Annotated in this window: 11 protein-coding genes and 1 tRNA gene; 8 read left to right on the top strand and 4 right to left on the bottom strand. The window is 55.7% G+C overall.

What is annotated here, in order from left to right:
* Nucleotides 1-254: 254 nt before the first annotated feature.
* Nucleotides 255-1,904 carry an AMP-binding protein gene (locus ETHHA_RS06735; protein ID WP_013485228.1) on the top strand — a complete coding sequence of 550 codons (1,650 nt, stop codon included), beginning with the start codon at nucleotides 255-257 and terminating at the stop codon, nucleotides 1,902-1,904.
* A 98-nt stretch (nucleotides 1,905-2,002) separates the two neighbouring features.
* Here the strand turns inward: ETHHA_RS06735 and ETHHA_RS06740 are convergent, their stop codons facing one another.
* Both ETHHA_RS06740 and ETHHA_RS06745 read right to left on the bottom strand, forming a co-directional pair.
* On the bottom strand, nucleotides 2,003-3,262 hold the full coding sequence (locus ETHHA_RS06740) for an Nramp family divalent metal transporter (RefSeq protein WP_013485229.1): 1,260 nt from the start codon (nucleotides 3,260-3,262) through the stop codon (nucleotides 2,003-2,005).
* A 33-nt stretch (nucleotides 3,263-3,295) separates the two neighbouring features.
* The gene (locus tag ETHHA_RS06745) at nucleotides 3,296-4,531 is read right to left on the bottom strand and encodes a magnesium transporter (RefSeq protein ID WP_013485230.1); all 1,236 of its coding nucleotides are present in this window, start codon (nucleotides 4,529-4,531) and stop codon (nucleotides 3,296-3,298) included.
* A gap of 485 nt (nucleotides 4,532-5,016) precedes the next feature.
* On the opposite strand from ETHHA_RS06745, the gene ETHHA_RS06750 reads away from it, so the two are divergent.
* On the top strand, nucleotides 5,017-7,677 hold the full coding sequence (locus ETHHA_RS06750) for a cation-translocating P-type ATPase (RefSeq protein WP_013485231.1): 2,661 nt from the start codon (nucleotides 5,017-5,019) through the stop codon (nucleotides 7,675-7,677).
* 341 nt (nucleotides 7,678-8,018) lie between these two features.
* Nucleotides 8,019-9,572, top strand: coding sequence for an ABC-F family ATP-binding cassette domain-containing protein (locus ETHHA_RS06755; protein ID WP_013485232.1), 1,554 nt, complete (start codon nucleotides 8,019-8,021; stop codon nucleotides 9,570-9,572).
* Between the two features lie 59 nt (nucleotides 9,573-9,631).
* Here the strand turns inward: ETHHA_RS06755 and ETHHA_RS16210 are convergent, their stop codons facing one another.
* Nucleotides 9,632-9,754 carry a hypothetical protein gene (locus ETHHA_RS16210; protein WP_278244196.1) on the bottom strand — a complete coding sequence of 41 codons (123 nt, stop codon included), beginning with the start codon at nucleotides 9,752-9,754 and terminating at the stop codon, nucleotides 9,632-9,634.
* Between the two features lie 333 nt (nucleotides 9,755-10,087).
* Here ETHHA_RS16210 and ETHHA_RS06760 point away from each other — a divergent pair, with 333 nt between their 5' ends.
* Complete coding sequence (locus tag ETHHA_RS06760; protein WP_137143868.1) at nucleotides 10,088-11,791, top strand: DUF2142 domain-containing protein; 1,704 nt, start codon at nucleotides 10,088-10,090, stop codon at nucleotides 11,789-11,791.
* Nucleotides 11,792-12,013: 222 nt separating this feature from the next.
* Here ETHHA_RS06760 and ETHHA_RS06765 read toward each other — a convergent pair.
* Nucleotides 12,014-12,089: transfer RNA gene (locus ETHHA_RS06765), tRNA-Pro, on the bottom strand.
* 271 nt (nucleotides 12,090-12,360) lie between these two features.
* Here ETHHA_RS06765 and hprK point away from each other — a divergent pair.
* The 4 genes from hprK to murB are packed head-to-tail and all read left to right on the top strand — an operon-like array spanning nucleotide 12,361 to nucleotide 15,989.
* Complete coding sequence (gene hprK / locus ETHHA_RS06770) at nucleotides 12,361-13,332, top strand: HPr(Ser) kinase/phosphatase (RefSeq protein ID WP_013485234.1); 972 nt, start codon at nucleotides 12,361-12,363, stop codon at nucleotides 13,330-13,332.
* The gene (locus ETHHA_RS06775; RefSeq protein WP_013485235.1) at nucleotides 13,322-14,068 is read left to right on the top strand and encodes a phosphatase; all 747 of its coding nucleotides are present in this window, start codon (nucleotides 13,322-13,324) and stop codon (nucleotides 14,066-14,068) included. The genes hprK and ETHHA_RS06775 overlap by 11 nt, the downstream gene beginning before the upstream one ends.
* 10 nt (nucleotides 14,069-14,078) lie before the next feature.
* Entirely contained in the window at nucleotides 14,079-15,044 is a 966-nt protein-coding gene (locus tag ETHHA_RS06780) for an ROK family protein (protein WP_013485236.1), read from the top strand.
* Nucleotides 15,045-15,074: 30 nt separating this feature from the next.
* Complete coding sequence (gene murB / locus ETHHA_RS06785) at nucleotides 15,075-15,989, top strand: UDP-N-acetylmuramate dehydrogenase (RefSeq protein ID WP_013485237.1); 915 nt, start codon at nucleotides 15,075-15,077, stop codon at nucleotides 15,987-15,989.
* Nucleotides 15,990-16,036: the final 47 nt, after the last annotated feature.

Genomic DNA, 16,036 nt, shown 5'->3' on the forward strand with positions numbered 1-16,036 from the left:
CTGCGTTGACAAATTGGACGTGTTTTGCTAAAATAAGACTGTTTTGATAAGGGCGCGCGGTGCGTTTGACGTCTCTTCTGTTCCAGAATATAGGGCAATCGTTATGTTCGCTTTGGTTGACCGTACGGATGTACGCATACTTTAAGAGCCGTTCCGTATAACTGACGGTGCGGTTCTTTTTTTGCGCGCCGCGTTCTGTAAGCAGGGCAAATTCCCCGAACGCCATGTGTTTGGGAAGAGTAAGAGGAATGAACATGCAGAATATTCATCAGGACTATGTAGAGGAAACATACGGCGAGGACGGATTGCTGAAGACGTTTCAGGTTCATGTCCCGGAGACATTTCATTTCGCTTATGACATTGTGGACAGGCTGGCCAGGCTGGAGCCCGACAAGCGTGCGCTGGTCTGGTGCGACGATTCCGGCAGTGAAAAGATCTTCACATTCGGGCAGCTCCACGTGCTGAGCGAGAAAGCAGCCAATTTTCTTTCCGGCGCAGGCATCCGGAAAGGTGATATGGTTATGCTGATCCTCAAACGCCATTACGAGTATTGGATCGCCATGCTGGCACTGCACAAAATCGGGGCAGTCGCCATCCCCGCTACGGCACAGCTGACTAAAAAAGACCTCGTCTACCGGTTCCGGGCCGCTAAGGTCAAAGCCATCCTTTGCACGGCGGACGGAGAAACCGCCGATTTTGTGGATAAGGCACAAAAAGAAGTGCCCGCAATGGATATCAAGATCATTGCGCGCGGCACCCGTCCGGACTGGCTCTCGTTTGCCGATGGCGTAGAGCGGGCGGAGAGCCATTTTCCCCGCCCGACGGACCACTCCGTACATGATCCGCTGCTGATGTATTTCACCTCCGGCACCACGGCCATGCCCAAAATGGTGCTGCATGACCATTCTTATCCGCTTGGCCATATCATCACCGCAAAACACTGGCAGTGCGTCAATCCGGATGGCCTGCATCTGACCGTTGCAGAGACCGGCTGGGCCAAGGCATCCTGGGGCAAACTCTATGGACAGTGGATTATGGAGGCTCCCATTTTTGTTTACGATTTTGATAAGTTCGATCCGGACAAGCTGCTCGGCAAGATCGAGCAGTACCACATCACCACGTTCTGCGCACCGCCCACTGTTTATCGTTTCTTCATCAAAGAAGGCATGGCCGGGCACGACCTCTCGTCCATTGAACATGCCACCATTGCGGGTGAAGCGCTCAACGCCGAGGTTTACAACCGTTTTGTGGAAGCCACCGGTGTGCCGCTGATGGAGGGGTTCGGCCAGAGTGAAAGCACGGTCATGCTGGCCAATCTCAAAGGTATGACGCCGAAACCGGGTTCTATGGGCCGGCCCACGCCGCTCTACCACATCGAGCTGATCCACGAAAGCGGCGAACCCGTACAAACCGGGGAAGTAGGGGAGATTGTGGTCGATATCCGCAACGGCCGCCCGGCCGGTCTGTTCTGCGAATATTATCAGGCGCCCGAACGCAACGCCCAAGCCTGTCACGACGGGTATTATCACACCGGCGACACCGCCTGGCGCGATGAAGACGGATATTACTGGTATGTCGGGCGTACTGACGACCTTATCAAGTCCTCCGGTTACCGTATTGGGCCGTTTGAAATCGAGAGCGTACTGATGGAGCATCCCGCCGTGCTGGAGTGTGCCGTGACCGGCGTGCCCGATCCGGTGCGCGGGCAGGTGGTGAAGGCCAGCATTGTGCTCACCAGCAGTTTTGAACCTTCAGAGAAGCTGGAAAAAGAACTGAAAGACTATGTCAAACGGCAGACCGCGCCGTATAAATACCCACGCGTCATCGAATTTATCAAAGAACTGCCGAAAACCACCAGCGGCAAGATCCGCCGCGTGGAGATCCGGGAAAAAGACAGCCAGTAAACCGTCCGCCCGCACATGCAAAACAGCTTCCCTCAATATAGAGGGAAGCTGTTTTTATGTTAAAATGGCCTGTGTTCCGCCGGTTTTTTACAGAGTATTCAGTGCATCAGCGGCAGCACAACGAACAGGATGAACGTGAGGATAACAATGAATCCTACAGTTCCAATGGACAGGATGTTTTGCAGTTTCGTGTTCACATATTTTCCCATGATGCGCTTGTTATTGACCAGGCAGACCATGAAGATCAGGATGACCGGGGAAAGAATACCGGCAATCTGCTGGGAGAGTATGGAGATTCCCACCAATGAAAGACCGGGAATGAGGATAATGGCGGCGCCTGCCGCGATGATGACGGTGTAGATACCATAAAAAACAGGGGCATCCTTCGGTTTGTTGTCCACGCCGCTTTCAAACCCGAACGCCTCGCAGATGGCATAGGAGGTGGAGAGCGGGATGACGGAGCAGGCGAGGATGGAAGCCCCCAGCAGTCCGATGCCAAACAGGACGGAGGCATACTGCCCCGCAAGCGGCGCGAGCGCTCCTGCGGCCTGCGCCGCGGAACTGATGGAAATGCCCTTTTTGAACAGGGTGCCCGCCGTGCAGACAATGATGAAAAATGCAATGGCCATTCCCCAGATGGAGCCGAACCATACATCGACCTTTTCATATTTCAGTTCGGAGAGCTTCATGCGCTTGTCTACAATGGAAGACTGCAGGTAAAACTGCATGTATGGCGTGATGGTCGTACCGATCATGCCGATAAAGGTCAGAAGGAAGCTGTTGTTTATTTTCAGGGTAGGGGTGACAAATGCATGCATGACCTGCAGCCAATCCGGTTTGATGAGAAAGCAGGTGACGATATATCCGAAAAAGACAAAGGTGAGCGCCAGAAAAATCTTTTCCACGTTTTTATAAGAGCCTTTGGATACCAGCGCCCAGATGAGCACGGCGGCTATGGGCACCGAGATGTACCGGCTTACATGAAAGAGCTCCAAACTGGCCGCGATACCGGCGAAATCGGCTATTACCACGCCGAAGTTGGCGATTAGCAAAATCGTCATGGCAAATAGAGTCAGCTTTACCCCGAAATTTTCGCGGATGAGGTCGGAAAGCCCTTTGCCCGTCACGACGGCCATGCGGGCATTCATTTCCTGCACCACGCCAAGGCTGATCGTGATGATTGCCAGCCCCCAGATCATGGAATAGCCGTAAGAAGCGCCGATGGACGCATAGGTGAAAATGCCGCCGGCGTCGTTTCCGGCATTTGCCGTGATAAGCCCCGGCCCGATGATGCCGAGCAGAAGCAAAAAATTGAATTTTCCAGGGGACTTTGTCCTGGATTTGAGCGTATCGCGCATGGTGTTCGCCGCCTTTCCTCAATATCTGTCTGTTCAGCGGCGGTGCAGCATGTGGTACAGCACGTCGCTGACGATGACGGTTCCAAGCAGCACGCGGTCGTCATCCACGACCGCCACAGCCGGCAGGTTGTATTTAGAGATCACATCGGTGAGGTCGCTCAGTATGTCATCGTCATGCACGGTCTGGTAGTCTTCGTCCATGATGTCTTCAAGTTTGTCGGCCGGGTCAGCCACTGCCAGGTCACGCAGCGAGACCGTGCCGGTGAGCCGGCCGCTTTCGCTGACCACATACAGGTAGAACACCGTATCCATCTCGGGTTTTTCTTTTTGCAGCAGCTTGAACGCATCGCTGACGGTCATGTCTTCGTTCACGGTGATAAAGTCGGTGGACATCAGGCTGCCGACCGTGTTTTCCGGATATTCCATCAGTTCGCGCACTTCTTCGGAGGTTTCTTTGTCCATGGCGGTGAGAAGCTCTTCCACCACATGCTCGTCCAGCACGTCGAGGATATCCGCCACTTCGTCGGAGGGCATTTTTTCCAGCACATCGGCGGCTTTGGCAATGGACAGGCTGTCGATCATATTGGCCTGGGCTTCCGGCTCCATTTCTTCGAGGACGTCGGCTGCCTTTTCTTCGTCCAGTGCAGCGAAAACGGATGCCTGCGTGTCTTTGTCCAGATCCTCGATAATATCCGCCACGTCGGACGGGTGCAGCATTGAGATTTTTTCCGCCTGGGCGGCCAGTTTCAGCCCATTATCTCCGGCTTCCACGGTTTGCACGTCGTCCCACAGAATCAGGCGGCTTGGGATGCTTTTGTGCAGCGGCTTGAGCAGTGCCTTGAGCTGCTTGGCCACGCCAAGCCGGCGAAGCAGCCCTTCCAGCCCCACGTCCACTGCGATGAGGAAGATGCCGGTGGACACGACGGCCAGCCGCAGATCGTTCACCCGCACGACTTTGTGGCCGTCGAGGTCGACGATCTGTTTGTCCAGCATGGTTTCAGCCAGCGAAAGGACCTTGTCCGCTCCGGTCACGTCCTTGTCACGCAGGCTGTTGCAGAAAAACGCATACTGCGGGCCGTCCTTGACGATATCTATGGAAGAGATGTCCAGCGTGACACCGCCGCGCAGCTTCAGCGCCACCACTTTCGGGCGGTCAAAACCGGTGTCCACATACAGATCGGAAATGCGGCCCACGACGCGGTTTTCCCTTGCCATGTAGACCGGCCTGCCGAGGATGCGGCTGAGATAAAATTTGGAAGCCAGATACATGCATATCCCTCCCTATCAATGATCTTGTTTTATGTTCCTGCAAACAGGCATGGGTACCCGGCACAAACCGAAACGGGGCGGGGAAAACACATTTCCGGGCAGGCGCCCCTGTTGGATGGAACAGCCGTTAGGAGAGAAACGGCTCACCGATTGCCCGTTCGTCCGGGTTTATGAAAAGGCTGCAGGTATAGGCCTGCTTTTTATATAAAAACACAAGAAAACGTGTGAAAACACCAGCGCGACCACAAAACAAAGACATGAACCGCAAAAAAAAAGCGTAAAACGCCTCTCATGCCTTTATCATAAAATTTTAGGGCCCGTTTGTCAAGACAACTTTGCCCCTCTTGTCTTAATCTGTCAAAAAAGGCGGTCGGCCGGCGGATGCCTGCGCGGGCCCGTGTTTCCGCTGCGGGCCTGCGTATATTGCATCCGCCGTCTGAATAGAATGCATTGTTCCAAGAATTGTGCGGGGAGGCATTCGGCTGATGGTTTCAAGTTTAAAGGCGGATACCGCGGCGCGTGTGCGCGGCCTGAGCGGGCGGGAAGCGAAAAAGCGGCTGGCGCGATATGGGCCGAATGTGTTTGCACTGGGCAAAAAAGTGCGGCCGCTCGGCATTTTTTTGGCGCAGTTTCAGGATATCCTCATCATCATCCTGCTTGTATCCACTGCCCTTTCGGTGTTTATGGGCGAGATGACCGAAGCCATCGCCATTCTGCTCATCGTGATCCTCAACGCAGTTATGGGATTCGTGCAGGAATACCGCACGGAAAAAACGCTGGATGCCCTGAAAAACATGGCGGCTCCTATGGCACGCGTGGTGCGGGACGGGGAAAGCGTGCAGGTGCCGGCGGCGGAGGTGGTGCCGGGCGATCTGCTGGAACTGGAAGCGGGCGACCGTGTGGCGGCGGACGCGGCTTTGCTGAACGGCTCCGGTGTGCAGGTGGATGAATCCCTGTTGACCGGGGAATCGGTTCCGGTGGAAAAGCGGCCGGAAAAGGCCGAAAAGGTATTCATGGGCACCATGATGACCAAAGGGCGGGCGTTTGCCAGCGTGACTGCTACTGGGATGCAGACGGAGATGGGCCGGATTGCGGGCATGATCTCCGATATCAAGGACGAGCAGACTCCGCTGCAGAAGCGGCTGGCGGAGCTGGGCAAGTTTATTGCCATCGCCTGCCTGGTTATTTGTGCGGTGGTCACAGTTACCGGTATCCTGCGCGGCGAACAGGTTATCAATATGATCATCATCGGCATCTCGCTGGCGGTGGCGGCCGTGCCGGAGGGTCTGCCCGCCATCGTGACCATCGCGCTTGCGCTGGGTGTGGGGCGAATGCTCAAACGCAACGCACTCATCCGCAAACTCACCGCCGTGGAAACACTGGGCTGCGCCAGCGTGATCTGCTCGGATAAGACCGGCACGCTGACGGAAAACAAGATGACGGTGCGGCGCGTGTATACTCCTGTGCATGACCTGATGGTGACCGGCAGCGGATTCGGCACCGCCGGGGATTTTCTGCTGGAGGGCCGGAAGGCGCGCGCACAGGAACTGGAGGATGTCGCCCGCACACTGAAGATCGCCGCCTGCTGCAACAACGCTGAACTGCATTTCTCACACGGTCTGTTCCACAAAGGAAAGGTGGAAGTCGTGGGCGACCCGACCGAGGCCGCTCTGCTGGTGGCGGCGGCCAAAGCGGGTATTACCCGGGAAAGTATGGGCAGGGAATATGAGACCCTGCTGGAATTGCCGTTCGATTCAGAGCGCAAATGCATGTCGGTGGTGGTGCGCGCGCACGGGCGCCGGTTCCTGTTCGTCAAAGGCGCGCCGGATGTGATTTTGAACAAATGCCGCTGCGTGCACACGGATAAAGTCGACGAGCCGCTGACCAACGCGATGCGGGCGCGCATCCAACGGGCAAACGATGATATGGCGGACAGCGCTTTGCGCGTGTTGGCCATGGCGTGGCGCGAGCTGACCGGGCAGACTGGAAATGCGCCGGAAACACTGGAAACCGGTCTGACGTTTGCGGGCCTGATGGGTATGATCGACCCGCCGCGCAAAGAAGCGTTCACCGCGGTGCGCAAATGCATCCGGGCTGGCATCCGCCCGGTGATGATCACCGGCGACCACAAAAAAACCGCCGCCGCCATTGCACGGGAACTGGGCATCCTGCACGGCTCGGACGGAGTGCTCACCGGCACGGAGCTAGATGCCATGAGCGATGCGGAGCTGCTGCGCGCGGTCAAGCATACGGTGGTGTTCGCGCGGGTGTCGCCGGGACACAAGCTGCGCATCGTGCGCAGTTTCAAACGCGGCGGCAATGTTGTGGCCATGACGGGTGACGGCGTGAACGACGCGCCTGCAGTCAAGGAGGCAGACATAGGCGTGAGCATGGGCAAGACCGGCACCGATGTGACCAAGGAGGCCTCGTCCATCATCCTGCTGGACGACAATTTTGCTTCCATGGTCGCCGCTGTGGAAGAGGGCCGGGTGATCTACAGCAACATCCGCAAATTCATCCGCTACCTGCTTTCCTGCAACATCGGTGAGATTCTCACCATGTTTGTCGGCATGCTGATGGGCCTGCCGATCGTGCTGCAGCCCATCCAGATCCTCTGGGTGAACCTGGTGACCGACGGGCTGCCCGCCATCGCGCTCGGGCTGGAACCTCCGGAGGACGATGTGATGGAGCAAAAGCCCCGCGGTATCGACGAAAGCGTGTTTTCTGGCGGTCTGCTCGGCATGATGATTTTCCGCGGCTGCCTCATCGGTCTGAGCACGCTCGGTGCGTTTATCAGCGTGATGCGCCTGAGCGGCGACCTGACGGCGGCGCGTACAGCGGCGTTCCTCACGCTGGTGGCCGTGCAGCTTATCCATGTGTTCGAGTGCAAGTCCGAGCGGCTCACGCTGCCGCACATCCCGCTGTTCAACAATGTCTGGCTGGTGCTGGCCGCGCTCGTTTCCGGGGCGCTGATGCTGGCGGTGGTCTGCGTGCCGCTGCTGCGTCCGGTGTTCGGCACCGTGCCGCTGAATCTGGCCGCGTCTTTGCGGGTGGCGGGGTATACGCTCATCGGCCCGGTGCTCTCCAGCATCCTGTTCGGCGGAAAAAACCGCAGACACGCCCGCGCGCACGGCAGCGTATCTTGACATTTGCTGACACGCATTTTATAATAAAAACGGTTTTGACCGGGTCGTGTCACATCCGGCCAAAAAATGATCTATAAAGGAGAATGCTTTTTGTCATCCGGGCCTTGGTTTACTGCGAACAAGCGGCATTAAAGGGGAGAAGTGCGCCCTTTTGGCCTGTTTGACCGCAAAACCACCCGATGGCAGGAGGCTTTTTGCACCGCAAGAGGTTGTCCGGCCTGTGCGGTGTTTTTTGTTGTTTCCTGACGGAAAAACATGGCCGGGGCGCAGTTTTCCGGCGCGGCCGTTATGCAAACAACAGAGGAGCGGCGTAAAGCCGCATCGCAAAGGAGAGACGGACTGTGAGTTTATTGGAAGTGACCAACCTGTCCCATACGTTTGGGGACAAGGTTGTTTTTAAAGATACGGGGCTTTCTCTGTTTCGAGGAGACAAAATGGGCCTGACCGGCTATAACGGCGCGGGTAAGAGCACGCTGCTGACGATGCTGGCGGGCACCACCATACCGGACGGCGGGCGCATCGCCTGGAACCCCAAAATACGGGTGGGCTATCTCGACCAGCAGGCACAGATCAAAGGCGCCGATTCGGTGGGCGCCTATCTAAAGACGGCATTTCAATATTTGTATGATGCCGCCGACGCGATTTCCAAACTGAATGATGAAATCGCCGGCTGCAAGGACGAGATGCGTTTGCAGGAACTGCTCACCCGGATGGGCGAGGCGCAGGATGTGCTGGACAGCGGCAATTTTTACGCCATCGACAGCGAGGTGGAGAAGGTGGCGGCGGGTCTGGGTATCAAGGCATTTGGGCTGGACACGCCGGTGGGGCGGCTCAGCGGTGGGCAGCGCGCCAAAGTCATGCTGGCCAAGCTGCTGCTGCAAACGCCGGACGTGCTGTTGCTGGACGAGCCGACCAACTTTCTAGACCATGCGCATATCGAGTGGCTGGCAAAATATCTGGCGGCGTTCAAAGGCTCCTTTATTTTGGTTTCGCACGATTTCACGTTTCTCAACCGGGTGGTCAACTGCATCTGCGATATCCAGAACTATGCCGTCACGCGGTACAACGGCACCTATGAGAGCTTTGTGCGGCAGAAAGAGCAGCGCGCGGAGGAATATGCGCGCACTTATCACCGCCAGCAAAAAGAGATCGCCAAGCTGGAAGATTATATCAGCCGCAACCTGGCGCGGGCGTCCACTACAGCCATGGCGCAGAGCCGCCGCAAGCAGTTGAACAAAATGGACAAGCTGGAAAAGCCGCAGAACGACCCGGAGCCGACCTTCCAGTTCCAGTACCGTAGCGTATCGCCCAAAGTGCTGGTCAAGATCCGCGGGCTGGAGGTCGGCTATCACGAGCAGTTGCTGCCGAAGATCGACCTGCAGGTCCGTGCGGGTGAGAAAGTCTGTGTCAGCGGGTTCAACGGCATCGGCAAATCCACCTTTTTGAAAACGATCTGTGGGATCATTCCGAAACTGGGTGGCGTGCTGCGTACAGACGAGGACACCGTTATGGGTTACTACGAGCAGGAACACCACTGGGAGAATCCGGAACGCACCGCGCTGGAAGAGGTGAAGGATGCGTTTCCCACGCTGCGCGACCGGGAGATACGCGCCAAGCTGGCCCAGTGTGGCCTGCGCGCGGAGCATGTGCTGCAAAAGCTTTCCAGCCTGAGCGGCGGTGAGCAGGCCAAAGTGAAGCTCTGCAAACTGGTACTGCGCCCCTGCAATCTGCTGGTTTTGGATGAGCCGACCAATCATCTGGATGTCAAGGCCATTGCGCAACTGGAACGAGCCATCGCTGCGTTCGAGGGCGCGGTAATCTTCGTTTCGCACAGCCCGGACTTTTGCAGAGACGTCGTGCAGAAGCGTCTGGATATGGAAGCGCTTTTTGATTAAGAGCCTACACAATATACGCCTCGTCTGCCGACGTCTTGCCGGCGGATGAGGCGCATATATCACGGCGTGGGTTTGACCGGTTGGTTCCATGGCATATTCTGCGATGCGGCATTCGACCATCCTACTGCGATCTCACCGGAATAAATCAGCGCGACCATCAGGACTGCAAAGACATGCAACATAAAAAATCACCCGCTTTCTTATTGGTTATGATAAGGTTTCTCAATGAGAGGAAAATGAAAATTCGTTGAACGTGTTGTGAACGATACCGGTTTCTATTCTTTGCGGACCTCTGCCGTATGATTCGGAAGTAATCGCGTCCGGTCCGGGGAGAAAGCCTCATTCATGAAAGGGCTTGTTCCGCCGGATTCGATGCCTGTTCATCGTCTGTTTACAAAACGTTTTTCCGTAATGTAAGAATTTATGCGCGCGCGGAGGTAAACTGTAGGGCAGATGTCCCGGTGCGGCGCAGGTTTGATTCGGTGCGTTTCCTTTTGCCCGAAAAAGCGGGGAAATTGCCAAAACAGGGAGGTTGTCCTGTTACGAAGAAAAAATGCAAGCGGGTGTTGGCGTGGGCGGCCGTTCTTGCCGTGGTCGAGGTGGCTGTCTGCAATATCCATTGGATCGAATACCGTTTTTTGGGGGGCGAACGCGCCGCTTTTACGGTTCCGCCCGTCATGATTGCTGCGGCCGGTGTTATTCTGGGGATAGCGGCTTTTCAAGAGGAATTGGAGCAACAGATTTACCGGCTGGACGGGCGTTTTTTTGGGAAACGGGAGCAATATGTTTCACCACAGGCGTCCGTCCGGTATGAACGATTGTTTGCCTGGCTGGCGCTGGTGTTCGGCCTGTTGTTTGTATTTCTCATTCCGCCTATGTCCGCACCCGATGAGACCAACCATTTCACACGGGCGTTTTTGCTTGCGCACGGGCAGCTTTTTCCGATGGTGGATGCATCCCAAAAGGCCGTGGGAACTGTTACCCCCGATCTGCCGCTGTTTCTGCGCACCTGGAACGCGTCCACTTCGGCACCGGGTAGCCACGTGTCGTTCCAGACGGTTGCCGGGCTTTTCACGGCGGCCGCCTCGCCGCAGATGCCTTCCGCTGTGGTGGATTATCCCTACCCATATCTTTCATTTTTCCTGTATATTCCACAGGCACTGGGGATTGTTCTGGGCGAGGCTTTGTTTGGTTTGTTTCGCATGAGCGCGCATTACAACATCTATTTGCAGCTGCTTTTCGCCAGAATGGCAAATCTCGGGTTTTATATCGGCGCCATTTCGCTTGTCATCCGCATCACGCCTTTTTTCAAGCGGACACTAACCATCCTCATGCTGATGCCAATGGCGGTTTTTATCGCCTCCAGTTGCAGCTATGATGTGTTCCTCTATTCGTTTTGTCTGCTGTACTTAGCCTATGTGCTTAAATGCGCCTATGATCCCACCGTGACGGAGATCAAGGGGCGGCAGCTCTTTGTTCTGATCCTACTGCAGTTTTGCATTCTGCTTGGGAAATATGTCTATTTTCCGCTGCTACTGTTGATTTTTCTGATTCCCCGGGAAAAATTCCATAGCCAGCCCAAGCGCAAGATCCTGTTGGCGACTGCACTTCCCAGCGCTGTTTGCCTGACCGTCTGGCTGCTTGCCTATAAGATCAGCACCCTTGGCATGGCGGCGGACCCTTATGCCAATGTATACCGGGAGCAGGCGCAGTTCGTGCTGTTCCACCCGGTCCAATATGCGGCCATGCTGCTTGACAACCTGTATCGTTACCGTCAGGACTGGGTGACCGGGTTTGTCGGTCTGTTCGGCTGGCTCAATGCGCCTCTTCCACTGCCGTTCGTCCTGTTCTATGTCGTGCTTTTGATTGTTTCCGCCATGCTGGAAGTGGTGATCAACCGCACGTTTCTTTCCCGCCGTATGCTGGCGTTCGTTTCGGTGATGTGCTATATTTTGGTTGCAACGGCGGAATACATTGTGTGGACGCCCAGTCTCGGAAACGGAACGGTGGGACAGCTCAATATCATCGGGGTGCAGGGGCGGTATTTTATCCCGTTCGCATTTCCGATCCTTCTGCTGCTGGCCAACAAATGGGCCTACCGCACCTATACTTTTGGCAGGATGGACATGGCATTGCACAGGGTCGCCGTATTTATCATTTCCGGCAGCCTTGCCTTTTCGATTTATTATGTGCTGCACTGCTACTGGCTGCCGTCATAAAAGCGGACAGGAAGAAGCCGCCTGATGCAGAGGCGGAGAAGACCCGGATGTAAAAACGATTTTCCGGGTATCTGCGGCTCAATCTTAGCGGTTTCAGATGCAGGGCATCGGCTGTGTTCCATCAGGTCGCCAACAGAAGTTCTGTTTCCGAATTCTGCGCTTCGTATATAAATGAAAAATCCCCGCATTTGGCTTTTCTGAGCCATTTGCGAGGATTTTTATTGGTCCGAGTGGCGAGACTTGAACTCACGGCCTCTTGACCCCCAGTCAAGCGCGCTACCAACTGCGCCACACCCGGATTTGAAATAATAAATTTTTGCTGTGGAGAGTCAGCGCATACTATCATAACACAAACAAAGAAGCTTGGCAAGAGGAAAATGGATTTTTTCACAAACAGGTCTTCCGGCTAAAAAACCTTTGAAACAAGGCTCCATTCGTATTATAATAGAGAATATGATATCAGCAGGCATTCGCTTTGCGTTTTCTGGACGTGTTGCACAAAAAACAAATCGGTTTGTGCAAAGAAAAGTCGTTAAATACGCGGGCATGCCGAGAGAGGATGTGTGTTTATGGACAAGGAATTTACAGTCCCCCTTTCCAGAATCATCAATGAATTGTCATTGGAAGTCCTGTATATGCCCGAAGACCCTGAAAACGTTCTGATATCGCGGACAGACGTCAACCGTCCGGGACTGCAGCTGAGTGGGTTCTTTGATTATTTTGATAAAGACCGCATCCAGATCTTTGGTTTGACCGAAATCACGTTCCTGCAGCATTTCGTTCCGGAAAAACGCCGTGTTGCCATCAGCCGGCTGTTTGAATATCGCCCGCCTGCCGTCGTGATTTCCCGCAATAAGGATGTTTTTCCGGAAATGCTCGAGAGCGCAAGGCAATACCACGTTCCGGTCCTGCGCACGGCGGAGCCGACATCCGGATTTTTGTCCGGCCTGATTTCGTTTCTGAACGTTCAGCTCGCGCCGCGCATCACGCGCCACGGTGTACTTGTTGAGGTCTACGGCGAGGGGATCCTGTTGCTGGGTGAAAGCGGCGTGGGCAAAAGCGAAACAGCCATTGAACTGGTGAAACGCGGGCACCGGCTGATCGCCGATGACGCGGTGGAGATCCGCCGGGTGAGCAGTAAAACGCTCGTGGGCACGTCTCCGGAGAATATCCGTCATTTTGTGGAACTGCGCGGGATCGGGATCGTGAACGCACGCCGTATTTTTGGTATGGGCTCGGTGAAAATCACCGAAAAGGTGGATATGGTCATCCATCTGGAGGTCTGGAACAGCAATAAAATCTATGACCGCATGGGCATGGACAATGAAAAAACCGAGATTTTGGGTGTGAAAGTCCCTTCTCTCACCATTCCGGTGAAACCGGGCCGCAACCTTGCCATCATCATTGAGGTGGCCGCCATGAACAACCGACAGAAAAAAATGGGTTACAACGCCGCCCAGGAGCTTCTGGAGCGGCTCAGCATGACGGAGCACGGCACAGACGAGAATACAAAAAAGGAAGTCGATTGGGATGCATTCTGATACCCCTTCTCAGGTTTTGCTGGAAACAGACACGCACACACATACGATCGCAAGCACGCATGCGTTCAGCACGCTTCTGGAACTGGCCCAGTATGCGGCCAAACGTGGCCTCAAAGGCATTGCGGTCACCGACCATGGCCCCGCTCTGCCGGACGGCCCGCACGAGTGGCATTTTGGCAGCATGCGCACCCTCCCGCCTTATATTGAAGGTGTGCGGGTTCTGCATGGAGTGGAAGCCAATATTATGGATTACGAGGGGACGCTTGATATCTGCGAACGGTATCAGAAAGAGCTGGACTGGGTCATTGCGTCCTACCATGATCCCTGCTGCCCGCCGGGTACGGTTGAGCAGCATACGACGTCTTACCTCAAAGTGGCCGAAAACCCGTATGTGGATGTGATCGGTCACAGCGGTACGGAAAGCTATCGGTACGATTACGAAAAAGTCATCCCGGTGTTCAAGGCCAGAGGTAAGCTGGTGGAGATTAACAGTCACTCGTTTTCCAGTCGTAAGGGCGCCAAAGAAAATTGCAGAGAGATTGCGCTGCTCTGCAAAAAATATGAGGCGCCGATTGTGGTGAATTCAGACGCGCACAGCTGTTTTGTTTTGGGCGACTTGCAGGAAGCTCTGTCCATGCTGGAAGAAATTCAGTTTCCTAAAGAACTGATTGTCAACCGCACGCTGGAAAGCCTTGCAGGCTGGATCTATCAGAAACGGGGAAGAGAGATCCTTTAAAGGAGTGTGAATGCTGATGTATCAGATCGGTGTGGATCTTGGGGGCACCAACATTGCGATTGGCCTTGTGGATGATGAGAAAAAACTCATTTTGAAGGACAGTGTCCCGACCGCGTTGCCGCGCTCCGCGCAGGCGATTGCGGATGATATTGCCGCCCTGACGCGCAGCCTGGTGGAACGCGCGGGTTTGGCGCTTTCAGAAGCACGCTGGTTGGGGCTTGGTACACCCGGCACGGCCAATGCGGAGACCGGCATTATTGAATATGCCAATAACCTTGGGTTTGAGAATGTGCCGATCCGCGACATGCTCGGTCAGGCGCTTGGTCTGCCTGTTTACATCGAAAACGACGCCAATGCCGCCGCATACGGCGAATATGTCGCGGGCGCGGCACACGGCGGTGCTTCCGCAGTGGTCATCACGCTCGGCACCGGCGTGGGCAGCGGCGTGATCATAGACGGACAGATTTACCACGGCATCAACTATGCGGGCGGGGAATTCGGGCATGTAGTCATCCGTGTCGATGGCAGGCCCTGCACCTGCGGCAGGCACGGCTGCTGGGAGGCTTATTCTTCCGCCACCGGTCTGATCAAGAGTACGGTGGAAGCCATGGAAGCAGACAAAAGCAGCGTGATGTGGGCATTGGTGGGAAACGACCTCTCCAAAGTGAACGGCAAGACTGCATTTGACGGCAAACGTGCGGGAGACGACACCGCTACCCGTGTGGTGGATGCCTATCTGCGGGATCTCGGCCAGGGCCTGGTCAATGTCATCAACATCTTCCAGCCGGATGTGCTCTGCATCGGCGGCGGCATCTGCAAGGAAGGCGATGGCATTATTAAGCCGCTGGAGGAGATCATCCGCGCTGAACGGTACAGCAAGTTTGCAAACAAGCAGACAGCCCTGCGCACGGCTAAGCTGGGCAACGACGCGGGCATCATTGGTGCGGCGATGATCGGCAGCCTCTACACGGAGTGAGGCATTCACATACATACCGGCTATTGGGGGGTGCCTGATACGGATTTTTCGATACTGGCGGCTTTTGCATCCGAACAGGGTGCGGATGTATTGGAAAACGAGCCGATGAGCCGGCATACGACGTTTCAGATCGGCGGTCCGGCGAGGCTGTTTATCCGCCCACATGAAGAGCAGGTGTTGGGAGCGATCGTCGGCCTGTGTGCGAAACTGGGTATCCCGGTGCTTCCGCTTGGAAACGGCAGCAACCTGCTGATCGCAGACGATGGCTTTGACGGAACGGTTGTTTCGCTGGAAAGGCTTTCTGCTTTACAGGTGGATGGAAACGGTATACGCTGCGGAGCGGGCGTCAAACTGGAAGATGTTTGCCTTTTCGCACGCGATCATGGCCTGGCCGGGCTGGAATTCGCCTATGGCATTCCCGGAACAGCCGGCGGGGCGGTCTACATGAACGCAGGCGCCTACGGCGGCGAGATGCGTGATGTGGTGGATCGCTCCTGGTATTTGGACGGTGCGGTACAGGGCGTGTATATGCGCGGAGAGCATGCGTTCTCCTACCGGCACAGCATTTATACCAATTCCCGGAAAGTCGTTACCGGCGTGCGGTTTGCGCTCGTGCCGGGGGACAAGGCGCAGATCGGCCGGAAAATGCAGGAACTGATGGACCGCCGGGTTTCCAAACAGCCGCTGGAATACCCGAGCGCCGGAAGCGTGTTCAAACGGCCGCCGGGGCATTTCGCGGGCACACTGATCGACCAGTGCGGCCTAAAAGGAACCAGTGTCGGTGGCGCGGCGGTCAGCGACAAGCATGCGGGGTTTATCGTCAACATGGGGGGGGCGACCTGCGCGGATGTGGTCGCGCTCATCCGGCAGATACAGGCGGCTGTTTTGCAGAAAACAGGCGTGAAACTGGAAAGCGAGATCCGCATTATCGGCGGCGGGCACTGAATCCACTGGCGGAGACGTAAGCGGTAAAACGGAGGAGGGGAAAATCG

This window comes from Ethanoligenens harbinense YUAN-3 (assembly GCF_000178115.2).
GTDB lineage: Bacteria > Bacillota > Clostridia > Oscillospirales > Ethanoligenentaceae > Ethanoligenens > Ethanoligenens harbinense.

What these genes read in the sequence shown, in the direction of transcription:
- ETHHA_RS16210 (WP_278244196.1), bottom strand. Translation starts at nt 9,754, where the DNA reads ATGTTGCATGTCTTTGCAGTCCTGATGGTCGCGCTGATTTATTCCGGT.
- ETHHA_RS06750 (WP_013485231.1), top strand. Translation starts at nt 5,017, where the DNA reads ATGGTTTCAAGTTTAAAGGCGGATACCGCGGCGCGTGTGCGCGGCCTG.
- ETHHA_RS06780 (WP_013485236.1), top strand. Translation starts at nt 14,079, where the DNA reads ATGCTGATGTATCAGATCGGTGTGGATCTTGGGGGCACCAACATTGCG.
- ETHHA_RS06775 (WP_013485235.1), top strand. Translation starts at nt 13,322, where the DNA reads ATGCATTCTGATACCCCTTCTCAGGTTTTGCTGGAAACAGACACGCAC.
- hprK (WP_013485234.1), top strand. Translation starts at nt 12,361, where the DNA reads ATGGACAAGGAATTTACAGTCCCCCTTTCCAGAATCATCAATGAATTG.
- ETHHA_RS06740 (WP_013485229.1), bottom strand. Translation starts at nt 3,262, where the DNA reads ATGCGCGATACGCTCAAATCCAGGACAAAGTCCCCTGGAAAATTCAAT.
- ETHHA_RS06745 (WP_013485230.1), bottom strand. Translation starts at nt 4,531, where the DNA reads ATGTATCTGGCTTCCAAATTTTATCTCAGCCGCATCCTCGGCAGGCCG.
- ETHHA_RS06735 (WP_013485228.1), top strand. Translation starts at nt 255, where the DNA reads ATGCAGAATATTCATCAGGACTATGTAGAGGAAACATACGGCGAGGAC.